This is a genomic window from Nocardioides sp., assembly GCF_036374615.1.
Taxonomy (GTDB): domain Bacteria; phylum Actinomycetota; class Actinomycetes; order Propionibacteriales; family Nocardioidaceae; genus Nocardioides.
Map to the genome: position 1 here is coordinate 1 of NZ_DASUTK010000103.1, position 13,746 is coordinate 13,746.

Below are 13,746 nucleotides of genomic sequence, written 5' to 3' on the forward strand. Positions count from 1 at the left end.
GTCGTACCGACCGGGATGTTGCGCAGCGGCAGGTTGTTGCCGGCCTTGATGTCGGAGTTGGGACCCGACTCGACCGGGGTGCCCTGCACGAGGCCCTTCGGCGCGATGATGTAGCGCTTCTCGCCGTCGGCGTAGTGCAGCAGCGCGATCCGAGCCGTCCGGTTCGGGTCGTACTCGATGTGCGCGACGCGGGCCGGCACGCCGTCCTTGTCGTAGCGACGGAAGTCGATGACCCGGTAGGCCCGCTTGTGACCGCCACCCTGGTGCCGGGTGGTGATCCGGCCCTGGTTGTTGCGGCCGCCCTTCTTGCCGAGCGGACGGGTCAGCGACTTCTCCGGCGTGGTCCGGGTGATCTCGACGAAGTCGGCCACCGAGGAGCCACGACGGCCCGGGGTGGTCGGCTTGTACTTGCGGATAGCCATGTCTGTCTTCCTTCGAGTGACGCCGGCCTCAGGCGCCGAAGATGTCGATGCGGTGGCCCTCAGCGAGGCTGACGATGGCGCGCTTGGTGTTGGCACGCTTGCCGATGCCGTACCGGGTACGACGGGTCTTGCCCTGGCGGTTGATCGTGTTCACCGAGGTGACCTTGACGTCGAACACCTTCTCCACCGCGATCTTGATCTCGGTCTTGTTGGCGTCCGGACGCACCAGGAACGTGTACTTGTTGGCGTCGAGGAGGCCGTAGCTCTTCTCCGACACCACGGGCGCGATCAGGATGTCGCGGTGGTCCTTGTGCAGCGTGCTCACTGGTCGCTCTCCTTCTCCTCGGCGCGGTTCAGCCCGGCAGCCTCGGCGTCCTCGACGGACTTGAACCAGAAGTCGGCGGCCGCCGGGTCGTAACCCGCGGTGCCCGGCTCGTGGTAGACACCGCTCGCCAGCCCCAGCACCTCGTAGCCCTTGGGGGCCCGAGGGCTCTTCAGCGGTGCCTTGGCACCTGCGGGGAGCTCGACGGTCTCGGCCTCGTCGGCCTCGTCGGTGGTGGGCTCGGTGGTCGTCCCGGTGGTCGGCTCGGTCGTGTCGGCAGCCGGTGCCGCGGCGGCCGTGCCCACGAACGCCTCGTAGGCGCCTCGGGTGAAGACCACGTCCTCGCTCGCGAGCACGTCGTAGGTGTTGAGCTGATCGACCGCCACGATGTGGACCTCAGGGGCGTTGCGCAGCGACAGCCAGGTCAACGAGTCGGCGCGCTCGAGCACGACGAGGAACTTCGTGCGCTCGCTGAGCCCGGCCAACGACGCCAGGGCGGCCTTGGTCGAGGGCTTGTCACCGCTGACCAGGGCGTCCACGACGTGGATCCGGTCGTTGCGAGCGCGGTCGGACAGCGCGCTGCGGAGTGCGGCGGCCTTCATCTTCTTGGGCGTGCGCTGGTCGTAGCTGCGCGGCTGCGGGCCGTGGACGACGCCACCGCCGGCGAACTGCGGGGCGCGCGTGGAGCCCTGGCGGGCACGACCGGTGCCCTTCTGCTTGTGAGGCTTGCGGCCGCCGCCACGGACCTCGCCTCGGGACTTGGTCGCGTGGGTGCCCTGGCGGGCCGCAGCCTGCTGCGCGACCACGACCTGGTGGATCAGGGGGATGTTGACCTCGACGTCGAAGATGTCGGCGGGGAGGTCGACCTTCACGGTCTTCGTCGCCATGCTCAGGCCTCCTTGCCCGTAGATGCGGTCGAGCTCTTCGCGGCCGAGCGCAGCACGACCAGGGAGCCCTTGGGGCCGGGGATGGCGCCCTTGACGAGGATCAGGCCCTTGTCGGCGTCGACGGCGTGCACCGTGAGGTTCTGGACGGTCACGGAGTCGCGGCCCATCCGGCCCGCCATCCGGACGCCCTTGAAGACGCGGCCCGGGGTCGCACAGGCGCCGATGGAGCCCGGCTTGCGGTGGTTGCGGTGCGCGCCGTGGGACGCACCCACACCGGAGAAGCCGTGCCGCTTCATGGTGCCGGCGAAGCCCTTGCCCTTGCTGGTGCCGGTGACGTCGATCTCCTCGCCTGCTGCGAAGGTGTCGACCCCGAGCTCCTGCCCGACGGTGTACGACGTGGCGTCGGCGGTGCGGATCTCGACCAGGTGTCGGCGCGGGGTGGTCCCGGCCTTGCCGAAGTGACCGGCCTGCGGCTTGGTCACCTTGCGGCCCTCGATCTCGCCGAACCCGACCTGCACGGCGTTGTAGCCGTCGGTCGCGGGTGTGCGGACCTGGGTCACGACGTTGGTGCGCGCGTCGATCACGGTCACGGGGACGATCCGGTTGTTCTCGTCCCACAGCTGGGTCATGCCGAGCTTGGTGCCCAGCAGGCCCTTCGCGGCGCGTTCGAAAGTGGCAGTCATCGCAGATTCCTCAGAGCTTGATCTCGATGTCGACGCCGGCGGGCAGGTCGAGCCGCATCAGCGAGTCGACCGTCTTCGGCGTGGGGTCGATGATGTCGATGAGACGCTTGTGGGTGCGCATCTCGAAGTGCTCGCGGGAGTCCTTGTACTTGTGGGGCGAGCGGATGACGCAGTAGACGTTCTTCTCGGTCGGCAGGGGCACGGGGCCGGCGACCTGGGCACCCGTGCGGGTCACCGTGTCAACGATCTTGCGCGCCGAGGTGTCGATCACCTCGTGGTCATAGGCCTTGAGCCTGATGCGGATCTTCTGTCCCGCCATAGGTCTCTCTCGTCCTTCTCAAGTCAGTGCCGCATGGTCGAACTGCTGGTCTGTGCCCGCCACAACCTCCGACCCCCGCGGTCGGGCGTGTCGCCCGTTTGGAGCGCAACACGAAACCTCGTGGATCTTGCTGGTGTTGGTGGCGCCCGACGCGGAGCCGGGCCGATCGGGTCTCACGGTGCGGTGTCGCCACAGCAGGCAACCACCGAGTCGAGCGTGAGACGCGATTCAGTAGTCAAAGTTGTGGCGCACCCCGGCAACCCGCCGAAGCAACCGGACCATCTTGACAGACGTGCCCGCCTGCGACCAAATCGGTTCGAGCCCGGGCTCGGGGCCAGCTTGACCGGGTGCCGCTCGGAGCGATTCAGGCGTACCCTCACGGCATGGCCGAGGTGGCCCAGGGCCTCGTCTTGATCGTCGCTTTTCTGCTGCTGCCGGTGCTGATCCTCGCAGGTCTCGTCGGTGGGTGGCCGAGGCGGCGTAGTTGGCTGCGCCTGAGCCGGCGGTTCCGCCGGCCCGAGCCGCCGGCCCCCGGCCGCCGGCCGCTGCAGCTGATCGCGCACGACGTCCATCGGATCTCCGAGCGCTACCACCAGGACGGCATGCGGTTCGCGCAGTACGAGGGGCGTCGACGAGCGTTCGACCGGGTGCTCGCCGAGGCGGCCGAGGCGCTGGAGATCCCGCACCTGCTGCACCTGCTCCCACCGGGCCCCGAGCGCGACTGCGAGCGCAGCAGGGTGGAAGCACGACTCGTGGACGCCGGGCTCCTCCCCCACCGGGCACCTCCTGCGTGAGGAAAGGCTCCGGGCGCGACGCGCGGTGACGGCAATCCCCGGGCGAGGGGCAGGTCGCTCGTACCGTGGTGCCCACCGGCCGGGAGGGGCCCATGTCGCGTCCTGCACTGTTCGTCGCGATGCTCGCCCTGGTGGCGTCGGCGTCCTCCTCGTCCCTGGGCGCACCCGACGTGCTCGCTGCGACGCCACTACCCCTCGCAGCTCCAGTGAGCGCGTCGTCGTCCAGCTCTCCTCCGGCGTCGCGGGCCGGGTCCGCTGGCCGCGTCGACCGGTGGGTGCGCTCGGAGACCGCTCTGCGCAGGGCGTGGGCCGACCCGCTCCGCACCCGGATCGATCTCGGTGCCGACATCGTCCTGCGCGACTGCTTCCTCGGTGACCCCATCCGCGAGTCGCCGTACCCGTTGCTGCTCGACGGGCACGGGCACACGATCCGCCAGTCGTGCTTCGAGAAGCGCGTGCTTCGCCAGGACGGCACCGGCTGGCTCGACCTGCGCGACGTGGCGCTCACCCGCGGTGGCTCGGACGGTCCCGGCGCCGCGCTCACCTCACGGGGCGAGATCGTGCTGCGCGACTGCGCGGTGACCCAGAACCTCGCCGAGGAGCCCGGCGGTGGCGTGTTCTCGATGCGACGGGTCACCGTGCGGCGCTGTGCGATCACCGGCAACCTGGCCAACGACGACGGCGGTGGTCTGTACGCCCGCCGCGGGGGGGTGCAGGTCTACGACTCGGTCATCTCCACGAACCTCGTCGACGGGTCGGGCGGCGCGATCGGATCGACCGGCGACATCCTCGTCGTGCGCTCCAAGGTCGACGGCAACACCACCGACGGCGACGGCGGTGCGCTCTACGCCGACGAGGACGGGGACATCACGGTCGTGGACTCACTGATCGACGGCAGTGACGCCGACGGGCCGGGGGGTGCGATCTTCACCCTCGACGGGGACGTCGCCGTGCTCGACTCGACGCTGATCGGCAACCGCGCGGACGACCGCGGCGGAGCGATCTCGGGTGAGGCGGACGTGCTGGTCGTGAACTCCACGATCGCGCGGAACCTGGCCGTCGCCCACGCCGGTGGAGGCATCTGGGCTCGCGGGAACCTGATGCTGCTCAACAGCACGCTCACCAACAACTACGCCGAGGGTGAGGGCGGTGGGCTGCTCGCCGCGGGTCGGGTCTCGCTGGTGTACTCCACCCTGACGGCCAACATCGCGCCGGTGGGGGGAGACCTCGGTGCCGCCGGAGTCCTCGCGAGCTTCGGCACCATCCTCGGTCCGCCGGTCACCGAGGGCGTCACCGGCGACACGATCCCCACGCGCAGGCCGTGCCGGGTCTACGAGGGCGTCACTCGGGGCTACAACTTCTCCAGCGACGACTCGTGCGGGCTGGCGGGTCCGACCGACCACCTCGGGGAGGACCCGATGCTCTCCCCGCTCGAGGACGATCCGCACGGCTTCGTGCTGCTCCCGCGACCTGGCAGCCCGGTGCGGGGTCAGATTCCCGCCCACGCGTGCCGGCCACCCCTGCCCCAGCGGATCCCGGCCACGCAGCTGCTCGAGCGCTGGGCGGACTGGGAGACGCTGGTGACCCACGACGCGATCGGCACGCCCCGGGACACCGGCTCCGCGTGTGACATCGGCGCCGTTCAGTCGACGACTGTGGAACCGGCCGCGCGCGTGCCGGGGCAGGTTCCGACCGGCCACGTGGGCCCTTACCGTCGTGAGCGGCCGGTCGCTGTCCCCGAGGCGGCGGTCGCCGCCTCGCCGGTGACCGCGGGGGCGCGGATCGGTGTGGTGGCGCGCGACCACGCCCGCCGGGGGGCGGCCGCCGCCCTGGGCTCTCTCGCCCGCCAGCTGTCCGAGCTGCGGCGTGGCGTCGCCCGGTTCAAGACGTTGCAGCGATGCACGCACCGGGTCGGCGTCTCGCAGGCCGGGGACGTGCGTCACCGCTGGGGATACCTGTACGACGAGCGCGACGGGACCGGAGTCGATCGGCGGCCCGCGTTGCGGCGTGATCGGACGGCACCGCGCTGGCACCTGCTGCGTCTGGGGACGACGCGCCGCTGCCTGAGCGTCGCGGCCGACCCCAACGGCGCGGGCGAGGACGCCCGGACGACGAGCCACGGCTCGGACCGGCTCCGGTTCCTGCTCCGACGGCTGCACCGGCTCGAGGCCCGGGCGGACGCGATCGACGAGGGCGCGGAGCGCTTCGACGCCTGGGAGTCGTGCCTCCTGTGGCTGCCGGTCACCGAGGCCGGTGACCCCACCCAGGGGCTCGGCTTCCTGCGCGACCCGCCACGGGCGCACGGAGCGGCCCTCCACATCGACACCAGCGAGTGGGACGACCCCGACTACCAGCTGCTGGCGCTGCGCCGGGGGGACCGACCGTTCCGTGACGAGGAGTGCGGCACCGACCCGGGCGAGGGGGTCGACCGGCCGGTGCTACCGAGTCGCCGACAGGACCGGGCCGAGCGCGCGACGTGGAGGGACCTGCGCCAGGGCATTCGCGACCTCCGGGAGGACGTGGAGGACCTGCGGGAGCCGGTCGAGGAGATCAGCACGTTCGACCAGTGTCTCTACACCGTGGGCGTGGCCTCACGACCTGGCTACCGCTTCCGCACCAAGGCGGGCCACGTGCGGGTGCGATCGGCACTCGCGTTCGACCTCCGCGGCCCGCACCTGCCCCGGCTGAGCCTGATGGCCTTCCCGGGCGAGGAGCCGCCACAGATCGAGTGCAACGAGGACGCCGGCGGCGTCGCGACCGACGAGTGATGCCGTCGCCGTGGCGGTGGCGCCCGCGCCCCCAAGCGAGTCCCCCTAGGTCCTGACGTACCTGAGGTCGCTGATGGCGCGGCCGACCGCCCTGCCCTTGCGCTCGAACTTGGTGACCGGTCGCTCCTCCCAGCGGGGAACCAAGCCGCCCTCCAGGAGGGGTTCGGCGTCGAGTGCCGCTCGCATCTGCTCGGCGTAGTCATCCCAGTCAGTGGCCAGTCGCCACTCCGCACCCGGTCGTAGCCGCGCGGCTGCCAGCGCGGCGAAGTCGCGGTTGACGAGTCGACGCTTGTGGTGCCGCTTCTTCGGCCACGGGTCGGGGAAGAAGGTCCAGAGCCCGGCCAGCGAGTCGGCGGCTATCAGGTGCTCCATCACCCAAGCGGCATCGACCGAGCAGAAGCGCACGTTGTCGGCCCCCGCCGCCGCGACCTCGGCGAGGGCGCTGGCCACCCCCGGGCGCCACACCTCCAGGGCGAGCAGGTCGTGATCCGGCCGGGCCGCGGCGAGCACGCCCGTCGCCTCGCCCACACCGGGCCCGATCTCGACGATCAGCGGCGCCTCGCGCCCGAAGCATCGCGCCAGCGTGAAGTCCGGGTCGTCGACGGCCTCGTCGGGGATCACCCACCGCTCGGCGTACTTCTCCCAGGCAGCGGCCTGCGAGGGCGTGAACCGGCCGCCTCGCCGGGAGTAGCTGAGCACCTCCCGCATCCGACGGCCGTCCTCCGTCAGGCGCAGGTGCGGTCGCGCAGGACGCGCATGATCGTTCACGCGTCCATCTTCTCGTGGCCCGCGATCGCGACCGACCGGGCGTCGGGAGGGCGCGGCCCTCGGCTGACGCTCAGCCGGCCCAGGCGGTGCGGACGTCGGTGATGTGGCGGGTCATCAGGTCCTCGACCGCGTCGGGGTCGCCGGCCAGGACCAGGTCGAGGAGCTGCTCGTGCTCGCGCGCCGACCGGAGCAGCTGCTCGGCGTTCGAGCGCTCGGCGAGACCGTGCAGCCGGCTGCGGGAACGCAGGTTCCCGACCACGTCGACCAGGTGCTTGTTGCCGGCGAGCGCGAGCAGGGCGAGGTGGAACGTGCGGTCCGCCTCGACGTACTCGACCACTCGGCCGGCCGCGGCGTGGTCGACGATCCGCCGGGCGGCCGGCCGCAGCGCCTCGACCTGGCCGCGAAGGTGCTGACCCGTGGCGCCAGCGAGGTCCCGGACGGTCGGCACCTCGATCAGCACGCGCAGGTCGGTGATCTCGTCGAGGTCACCGGCGGCGAGCTCGGTCACGCGGAACCCCTTGTTGCGCACCGATTCGACCAACCCCTCGCCGGAGAGGTCGAGCAGCGCCTCCCGTACCGGGGTCACGGACACGCCGAACTGCGCCGCGAGCATCGGCGCGGAGTAGACGACACCGGGCCGGAGCTGGCCGGCGACGAGGGCGCCGCGCAGCGCGTCGGCGATCTCGTGCCGCAGGTGCCGGCGCTGCGCGAGCCGCGGCAGCGTGGGGGTGATCATCCGGATCCTCCGGTCGGGTTGCGCGTTCAGTGCTGTGTAATATATTACTGAGCCTGTTGCCCGTCCACCTCATCCGGAGCGCTCCGCATGTCCGACGCCACGTCCGACCAGACCCGCCAGCCCTGGCACGGGGTCCTGGTGGCCACCGCCCTTCCCTACACCGAGGACCTGCAGGTCGACCTCGACGCGTACGCCGAGCACGTGCGCTGGCTCGCCGACAACGGTGTCCACGGCGTGGTGCCGAACGGCTCGCTCGGTGAGTACCCGGTGCTGACGGCCGAAGAGCGGGCGAAGGTCGTGGAGACCGCGGTCGCCGCGGCCCCCGACGGGTTCGTGGTGATGCCCGGAGTCGGGGCGTACGGCGCCATCGAGTCCCGACACTTCGCCGAGCAGGCCGCCGAGGCAGGCGCGCAGGTGCTGATGGCGCTGCCGCCCAACAGCTACCGGGCTGACGAGCGCGCGGTGGTCGAGCACTTCCGCGAGATCGCGAAGGCCGGGCTCCCCGTCACGGCGTACAACAACCCGATCGACACCAAGACCGACCTGACGCCGCGGCTGCTCGCGACGCTCTTCCACGAGGGTCTGATCGTGGCCGTCAAGGAGTTCACCGGCGACGTGCGTCGTGCCTACGAGATCGCCGAGCTCGCGCCCGGCCTCGACCTGATGATCGGCAGCGACGACGTGGTGCTCGAGGTCGGGATCGCCGGCGCCAAGGGCTGGGTCGCCGGCTACACCAACGCGTTCCCGCGAGCCACGGTCGAGCTGTACGAGCTGTCCGTCGCCCGCGATGTCGAGCGGGCGCTGCCGCTGTACCGCACCCTGCACCCGCTGCTGCGCTGGGACTCACGGACCGAGTTCGTGCAGGCGATCAAGCTGTCGATGGACCTCGTCGGGCGCCGCGGTGGCCCCTGCCGGCCACCCCGCCAGCCGCTGGCGCCGGACCAGGAGGCCGCCGTACGACGTGCGACCGAGGTCGTCCTCGAGGCCGGGCTGGCCTGACCGTGCGCAGCCGTCGGGTCCTGCACGCCGTCGACTCCCACACCGAGGGGATGCCGACCCGCGTGATCACCGGTGGGGTCGGTCCGCTCCCCGGCGCGACCATGCTGGAGCGGCGCGACTGGTTCGTCACCCACCAGGACGACCTGCGCACGCTGCTGATGTACGAACCGCGCGGCCACGCGTCGATGTCCGGCGCGATCCTGCAGCCCCCGACCCGTCCCGACGCCGACTGGGGTGTCCTGTTCATCGAGGTCTCCGGCTGTCTGCCGATGTGCGGCCACGGCACGATCGGCGTCGCGACCGTGCTCGTGGAGACCGGGATGGTCGAGATCACCGAGCCGGTCACCACGATCCGGCTCGACACACCCGCCGGGCTGGTCGTCACCGACGTCCAGGTCGTGGACGGGTCCGCCACCGCGGTCACGATCCGCAACGTCGCGTCGTACTCGCACACGCTCGACGCGCAGGTCGCCGTCCCGGACGTCGGCGAGGTGCGCTACGACCTCGCGTACGGCGGCAACTTCTACGCCATGGTCGAGCTCGCCGAGCTCGGGCTCCCGTTCGACCGGGCCGAGAAGCAGCGCCTGCTCGACGCCGGGCTCGCGATCATGTCGGCGATCAACCAGTCGGCCGAGCCGGTGCACCCGCTCGACCGGACGATCCGGGGCTGCCACCACGTCCAGCTGGTCGCCCCGGGCTCGGACGCGCGGCACAGCCGCCACGCGATGGCGATCCACCCCGGCTGGTTCGACCGCAGTCCGTGCGGGACCGGCACCAGCGCCAGGATGGCGCAGCTCCACGCGCGCGGCGAGCTGGCCCTGGACACCGACTTCGTCAATGAGTCCTTCATCGGTACCCGGTTCGTGGGGCGGCTGGTCGCTGAGTCGCGGATCGAGGTCCCCGGCGGCGATCCGATCGCGGCGGTGGTCCCGACCATCACCGGCCGTGCCTGGTTGACCGGCACCGCGCAGTACTTCCTCGACCCGACCGACCCGTTCCCCGCGGGCTTCCTGCTGTAAGAGATGCCGCGGACAGGGGCGCCGATGAGGCGAGCGGACCGCAGGTGCCGGGCTGGCAAGGCCGAGGAGGGAGGCGCACCGGGGTTGTGCGTCGACCGACGAGAACGCGGCCAGGACGGTGCGTGCGGTTCGCGAGTCAGGCGACCTCCCTGTTCGCGGGATCTCTGAGATGCGGGACCTGGTGGTCGTCGGCGGTGGCATCGTCGGTGCCGCGTGCGCCTACTACGCCGCTCGGGCGGGACTCGCGGTCACGGTGCTCGACCGCGGGACCCCTGGTGGTGGTACGACGAGCCGCGGCGAGGGCAACATCCTGGTCTCCGACAAGGGCGCCGGTCCCGAGCTCGAGCTGGCGCTCGCGTCACGCCGGCTGTGGCTCGACCTCGCGACCGAGCACGGTCCCGACCGCTTCGAGCTGGAGGAGAAGGGCGGGCTGGTGGTGGCACTCAGCGAGCCCGGCCTCGCCACCCTGGACACGTTCACCGCCGGGCAGCGTGATGCGGGGGTCGTCGTCGAGCCGGTCTCGGCCGATCGGCTGCACGATCACGAGCCACACCTGGCGTCCGACCTCCCGGGCGGTGTGCGCTACCCGCAGGACCTGCAGGTGCAACCGGTGCTGGCCGCTGCCACTCTGCTGGCCGCGGCCCGCCGCGCAGGGGCTCACGTCGTGAGCGGCGAGGAGGTCGTCGGTGCGACCCACGGTGGCGACGGCCGCATCACCTCGGTGCACACCGACCGTGCGACGTACGACTGCGAGGCAGCGGTGAACGCCGCCGGCACATGGGCCGGGTCCGTCGGCGAACGACTGGGCGGGCCGGTGCCGGTCCTCCCCCGCCGGGGTTTCGTCCTGGTCACCGAGCCGCTGCCCCGGGTGGTGCGGCACAAGGTCTACACGGCCGACTACGTCGAGAACGTCGCCTCGGACGAGGCCGGCCTCGAGACGTCGGCGGTCGTGGAGGGGACCCGCGCTGGCCCGGTCCTGATCGGTGCCAGCCGGGAGCGGGTCGGCTTCGACCGGTCCCTGTCGGTGGATGTGCTGACGTTGCTGGCGGGGCAGGCGGTGCGGCTGTTCCCGTTCCTGCGCGACATCCGGCTGCTGCGCAGCTATGCGGGCTTCCGGCCCTACTGCCCCGACCACCTGCCGATGATCGGGCCCGACCCGCGGGTTCCGGGGCTCTTCCACGCGTGCGGTCACGAAGGCGCCGGTGTGGGGCTCGCCCCGGCGACCGGCCGGCTCGTGATCGAGCTGCTGACCGGCGCGCACCCGCTGGTGGACCCGACCCCGTTCGCACCCGCCCGGCTGGTGGAGGCGCCGGCGTGACGGAGAGCTTCGACTTCGACGGGCGGCCGATCCCGTTCGAGCCCGGGCAGAGCCTCGGCGCGGCGCTGACCGCCGCCGGGATCCGTTCCTGGCGGACGACGCGGAGGCAGCGCCGACCGCGCGGACTCTTCTGCGGGATCGGGGTCTGCTTCGACTGCCTGGTGACCGTCGACGGCCAGCCGAACCTTCGGGCCTGCCTGCTGCCCGCCAGAGCCGGCGCGGCCGTCACTACCCAGGAGGGAGCGGGGCATGGCGACCTCGAGGTCTGAGCCCTACGACGTGCTCGTGGTCGGCGCCGGACCGGCGGGCCTGGCCGCGGCCGCCGCTGCGGTGACGTCCGGCGCTCGAGTCGCCGTCGTCGACGCAGGCGAGCGTCCCGGCGGCCAGTTCTGGCGGCAGCGTCGCACCGCCGTGGCACCGGACCAGCACCTGCACCACCAGCTCGCGAGCTACCGTCGGCTGCTCGTCGCGGCCGCGGGGGCTGACTGGTACTCAGGCCGGACCGTGTGGACGATCACCCGGCCGCGCAGGCACTTCGAGGTCCACACGGTCAGCGGGCCGGACGAGGCCCGGCTGACCCTGGCTGCCCACCGGCTCGTGCTCGCCCCCGGCGCGTACGACCGGCAGCTGCCGTTCCCCGGGTGGGACCTGCCCGGTGTGATGACCGCGGGCGGGGTGCAGGCGCTGCTCAAGCAGCACGGCGTGGTGGCCGGACGACGCGTGCTCGTCGCCGGCACCGGCCCGTTCCTCCTGACCGTGGCGGCGGGGCTCGCGGAGGCCGGAGCGCGCGTGGTGGGTGTGCACGAGGCCAACGCGGGGACCGGCTGGCTCCGGTCACCTCGCGCGGTCCTGCGCAACGCGGCGAAGCTGCCCGAGGCTCTTGGGTACGCCGCCACGCTGGCCCGCCATCGAGTGCCCCTCCACCGCCGGTCCGTGGTGGTCGCAGCCCACGGGGAGGACGCGGTGTCCTGGGCGACCGTGGGGCGGCTCGACCGCGACGGGCGGATCCGTGCTCGGAGCGAGCGCACGCTCCCCGTCGACCTGCTCGCCGTCGGCTGGGGCTTCAGTCCCCAGCTCGAGCTGGCGCTCGGGCTCGGTTGCGCCACCCGCGTGGATGTCGACGGGTCGATGGTGGTCGCGGTCGACGACGACCAGCGGTCCTCGGTGGCTGGCGTGTGGGTCGCCGGGGAGGCGTGTGGTGTCGGCGGCGCCGCACTCGCCGCGGCAGAAGGTGAGATCGCCGGGGCCGACGCCACCGGTGGCCCGGTTCCGGCGAAGGCACGGCGCCGTCGCGCGTCCGCCGGCGTGTTCGCGGTGGCGATGCACCGGGCGCACCCGCTCCCCGAGGATTGGACCGGCCGCGTCACTGACGACACCCTCGTCTGCCGGTGCGAGGAGGTCACCGCCGGCGAGCTGCGCGGTGCGGTCGACGACCTCGGCGCCGACAGCGCCCGGTCAGCCAAGCTGCTCGTCCGCACCGGCATGGGCTGGTGCCAGGGTCGGGTCTGCGGTTTCGCCACGTCGTGCCTGGTCGCCGAGTGGACCGGTCGGCGACCGAGTCCGCCACTGCCCGAACGCCCGATCGCCGTACCACTCACCCTCGGCGTGCTCGCCGAGGGCGCCGACTGACCCCGGTCAGGACGCGGACTCGAGACCCGAGGCGTCCTGCGCGCCGGCGACGCAGAACTGGTTGCCGTCGGGGTCGGCCAGCGTCACCCAGCGGAAGCTCTCGTCCCCCCGCCGCCCCACGAGCGTGGCTCCAGCACCCAGCAGCCGGTCGACCTCGGCGTCGAGGTCCTCGGCCGTGAGGTCGAGATGGATCCGGTTCTTGCCCGGTGTGGGGTCGTCGACCTTCTGGAAGCTGAGCAGGCCCGGCAGGCCGCCGCCGCTCACCATGACGTAGTAGCCGTCGTTGGTCTCTCCCACTGTCGCGCCGGTCTGCTCCGCCCACCAACCGCCCAGCGCGAGCGCGTCGGTGGTGTCGATCGTGATCATTCCCAGCTTCAGAGTCATGGCCCGACGCTAGAGGCAGCCACTGACACGCCGCCAGAGACAGCAAGGAGCCCCCCAGCCGGACGGCTGGAGGGCTCCTCGGGTGGTTCAGACGATCACGTCGTGATCGTCAGTCCTCACTTCGTGATCTTCGTGACCCGACCGGCGCCGACGGTACGGCCGCCCTCGCGGATCGCGAACCGCAGGCCCTCGTCCATGGCGATCGGCTGGATCAGCTCGACGGCCATCTCGGTGTTGTCGCCCGGCATGACCATCTCCTTGCCCTCGGGCAGGGTGACGACGCCGGTGACGTCCGTGGTCCGGAAGTAGAACTGCGGGCGGTAGTTGTTGAAGAACGGCGTGTGACGGCCGCCCTCCTCCTTCGAGAGGATGTAGACCGAAGCCTCGAAGTTCGTGTGCGGGGTGGTGGTGCCCGGCTTCGCCAGGACCATGCCGCGCTCGACGTCCTCCCGCTTGGTGCCGCGGAGCAGCAGCCCGACGTTCTCGCCGGCCTGACCCTCGTCGAGCAGCTTGCGGAACATCTCGACGCCGGTGACGGTGGTCTTCTGCGAGCCCTCGCGGATGCCGAGGATCTCGATCTCCTCGTTCACCTTGACGATGCCACGCTCGATCCGGCCGGTCACGACGGTGCCGCGGCCGGTGATCGTGAAGACGTCCTCGACGGGCATGAGGAACGGCTTCTCGGTGTCACGCTCGGG

At 71.8% G+C, this 13,746-nt stretch carries 16 protein-coding genes; 7 read left to right on the forward strand and 9 right to left on the reverse strand.

Features of this window, described 5'->3' with window-relative positions; translation table 11 throughout:
* From rplB to rpsJ, 5 genes are all read right to left on the reverse strand, one after another.
* On the reverse strand, positions 1-422 hold a 422-nt coding region (gene rplB, locus VFZ39_RS08375), incomplete at its 3' end, for a 50S ribosomal protein L2 (RefSeq protein ID WP_330865280.1).
* Between the two features lie 28 nt (positions 423-450).
* On the reverse strand, positions 451-747 hold the full coding sequence (gene rplW / locus VFZ39_RS08380) for a 50S ribosomal protein L23 (RefSeq protein ID WP_330865281.1): 297 nt from the start codon (positions 745-747) through the stop codon (positions 451-453).
* Positions 744-1,631 carry a 50S ribosomal protein L4 gene (gene rplD / locus VFZ39_RS08385; protein ID WP_330865282.1) on the reverse strand — a complete coding sequence of 296 codons (888 nt, stop codon included), beginning with the start codon at positions 1,629-1,631 and terminating at the stop codon, positions 744-746. The genes rplW and rplD overlap by 4 nt, the downstream gene beginning before the upstream one ends.
* Before the next feature lie 2 nt (positions 1,632-1,633).
* Positions 1,634-2,314 carry a 50S ribosomal protein L3 gene (gene rplC / locus VFZ39_RS08390; protein WP_330865283.1) on the reverse strand — a complete coding sequence of 227 codons (681 nt, stop codon included), beginning with the start codon at positions 2,312-2,314 and terminating at the stop codon, positions 1,634-1,636.
* 10 nt (positions 2,315-2,324) lie between these two features.
* Entirely contained in the window at positions 2,325-2,633 is a 309-nt protein-coding gene (rpsJ, locus tag VFZ39_RS08395) for a 30S ribosomal protein S10 (protein ID WP_026877498.1), read from the reverse strand.
* A gap of 383 nt (positions 2,634-3,016) precedes the next feature.
* On the opposite strand from rpsJ, the gene VFZ39_RS08400 reads away from it, so the two are divergent.
* Positions 3,017-3,427 (forward strand): hypothetical protein, encoded by a 411-nt coding sequence (locus VFZ39_RS08400; RefSeq protein WP_330865284.1) that lies wholly within the window; start codon positions 3,017-3,019, stop codon positions 3,425-3,427.
* A 92-nt stretch (positions 3,428-3,519) separates the two neighbouring features.
* The gene (locus tag VFZ39_RS08405) at positions 3,520-6,195 is read left to right on the forward strand and encodes a right-handed parallel beta-helix repeat-containing protein (protein WP_330865285.1); all 2,676 of its coding nucleotides are present in this window, start codon (positions 3,520-3,522) and stop codon (positions 6,193-6,195) included.
* A 45-nt stretch (positions 6,196-6,240) separates the two neighbouring features.
* On the opposite strand, the gene trmB is transcribed toward VFZ39_RS08405, so the two are convergent.
* Positions 6,241-6,963 (reverse strand): tRNA (guanosine(46)-N7)-methyltransferase TrmB, encoded by a 723-nt coding sequence (gene trmB, locus VFZ39_RS08410; RefSeq protein WP_330865286.1) that lies wholly within the window; start codon positions 6,961-6,963, stop codon positions 6,241-6,243.
* A 70-nt stretch (positions 6,964-7,033) separates the two neighbouring features.
* On the reverse strand, positions 7,034-7,699 hold the full coding sequence (locus VFZ39_RS08415) for a GntR family transcriptional regulator (protein WP_330865287.1): 666 nt from the start codon (positions 7,697-7,699) through the stop codon (positions 7,034-7,036).
* An 87-nt stretch (positions 7,700-7,786) separates the two neighbouring features.
* On the opposite strand from VFZ39_RS08415, the gene VFZ39_RS08420 reads away from it, so the two are divergent.
* From VFZ39_RS08420 to VFZ39_RS08440, 5 genes are all read left to right on the forward strand, one after another.
* Complete coding sequence (locus tag VFZ39_RS08420; RefSeq protein WP_330865288.1) at positions 7,787-8,698, forward strand: dihydrodipicolinate synthase family protein; 912 nt, start codon at positions 7,787-7,789, stop codon at positions 8,696-8,698.
* A 2-nt stretch (positions 8,699-8,700) separates the two neighbouring features.
* Positions 8,701-9,717 carry a proline racemase family protein gene (locus VFZ39_RS08425; RefSeq protein ID WP_330865289.1) on the forward strand — a complete coding sequence of 339 codons (1,017 nt, stop codon included), beginning with the start codon at positions 8,701-8,703 and terminating at the stop codon, positions 9,715-9,717.
* A gap of 169 nt (positions 9,718-9,886) precedes the next feature.
* On the forward strand, positions 9,887-11,035 hold the full coding sequence (locus tag VFZ39_RS08430; protein ID WP_330865290.1) for an NAD(P)/FAD-dependent oxidoreductase: 1,149 nt from the start codon (positions 9,887-9,889) through the stop codon (positions 11,033-11,035).
* Positions 11,032-11,304, forward strand: a complete 273-nt coding sequence (locus VFZ39_RS08435) for a (2Fe-2S)-binding protein (RefSeq protein ID WP_330865291.1) — start codon at positions 11,032-11,034, stop codon at positions 11,302-11,304. The genes VFZ39_RS08430 and VFZ39_RS08435 overlap by 4 nt, the downstream gene beginning before the upstream one ends.
* Positions 11,285-12,664, forward strand: coding sequence for an NAD(P)/FAD-dependent oxidoreductase (locus VFZ39_RS08440; protein ID WP_330865292.1), 1,380 nt, complete (start codon positions 11,285-11,287; stop codon positions 12,662-12,664). Before VFZ39_RS08435 ends, VFZ39_RS08440 begins: the two co-directional genes overlap by 20 nt.
* A gap of 6 nt (positions 12,665-12,670) precedes the next feature.
* Here VFZ39_RS08440 and VFZ39_RS08445 read toward each other — a convergent pair whose 3' ends face one another.
* Together VFZ39_RS08445 and VFZ39_RS08450 are read right to left on the reverse strand one after the other, a co-directional pair.
* The gene (locus VFZ39_RS08445) at positions 12,671-13,048 is read right to left on the reverse strand and encodes a VOC family protein (RefSeq protein ID WP_330865293.1); all 378 of its coding nucleotides are present in this window, start codon (positions 13,046-13,048) and stop codon (positions 12,671-12,673) included.
* Positions 13,049-13,164: 116 nt separating this feature from the next.
* Positions 13,165-13,746, reverse strand: a 582-nt coding sequence (locus VFZ39_RS08450) for an EF-Tu/IF-2/RF-3 family GTPase (protein WP_330865294.1), incomplete at its 5' end; no start/stop codon positions are given.

Coding starts and splice junctions, on each gene's coding strand:
- VFZ39_RS08445 (WP_330865293.1), bottom strand. CDS start 13,048: ATGACTCTGAAGCTGGGAATGATCACGATCGACACCACCGACGCGCTC.
- rpsJ (WP_026877498.1), bottom strand. CDS start 2,633: ATGGCGGGACAGAAGATCCGCATCAGGCTCAAGGCCTATGACCACGAG.
- VFZ39_RS08420 (WP_330865288.1), top strand. CDS start 7,787: ATGTCCGACGCCACGTCCGACCAGACCCGCCAGCCCTGGCACGGGGTC.
- VFZ39_RS08430 (WP_330865290.1), top strand. CDS start 9,887: ATGCGGGACCTGGTGGTCGTCGGCGGTGGCATCGTCGGTGCCGCGTGC.
- VFZ39_RS08405 (WP_330865285.1), top strand. CDS start 3,520: ATGTCGCGTCCTGCACTGTTCGTCGCGATGCTCGCCCTGGTGGCGTCG.
- VFZ39_RS08400 (WP_330865284.1), top strand. CDS start 3,017: ATGGCCGAGGTGGCCCAGGGCCTCGTCTTGATCGTCGCTTTTCTGCTG.
- rplC (WP_330865283.1), bottom strand. CDS start 2,314: ATGACTGCCACTTTCGAACGCGCCGCGAAGGGCCTGCTGGGCACCAAG.
- VFZ39_RS08440 (WP_330865292.1), top strand. CDS start 11,285: ATGGCGACCTCGAGGTCTGAGCCCTACGACGTGCTCGTGGTCGGCGCC.
- VFZ39_RS08415 (WP_330865287.1), bottom strand. CDS start 7,699: ATGATCACCCCCACGCTGCCGCGGCTCGCGCAGCGCCGGCACCTGCGG.
- rplD (WP_330865282.1), bottom strand. CDS start 1,631: ATGGCGACGAAGACCGTGAAGGTCGACCTCCCCGCCGACATCTTCGAC.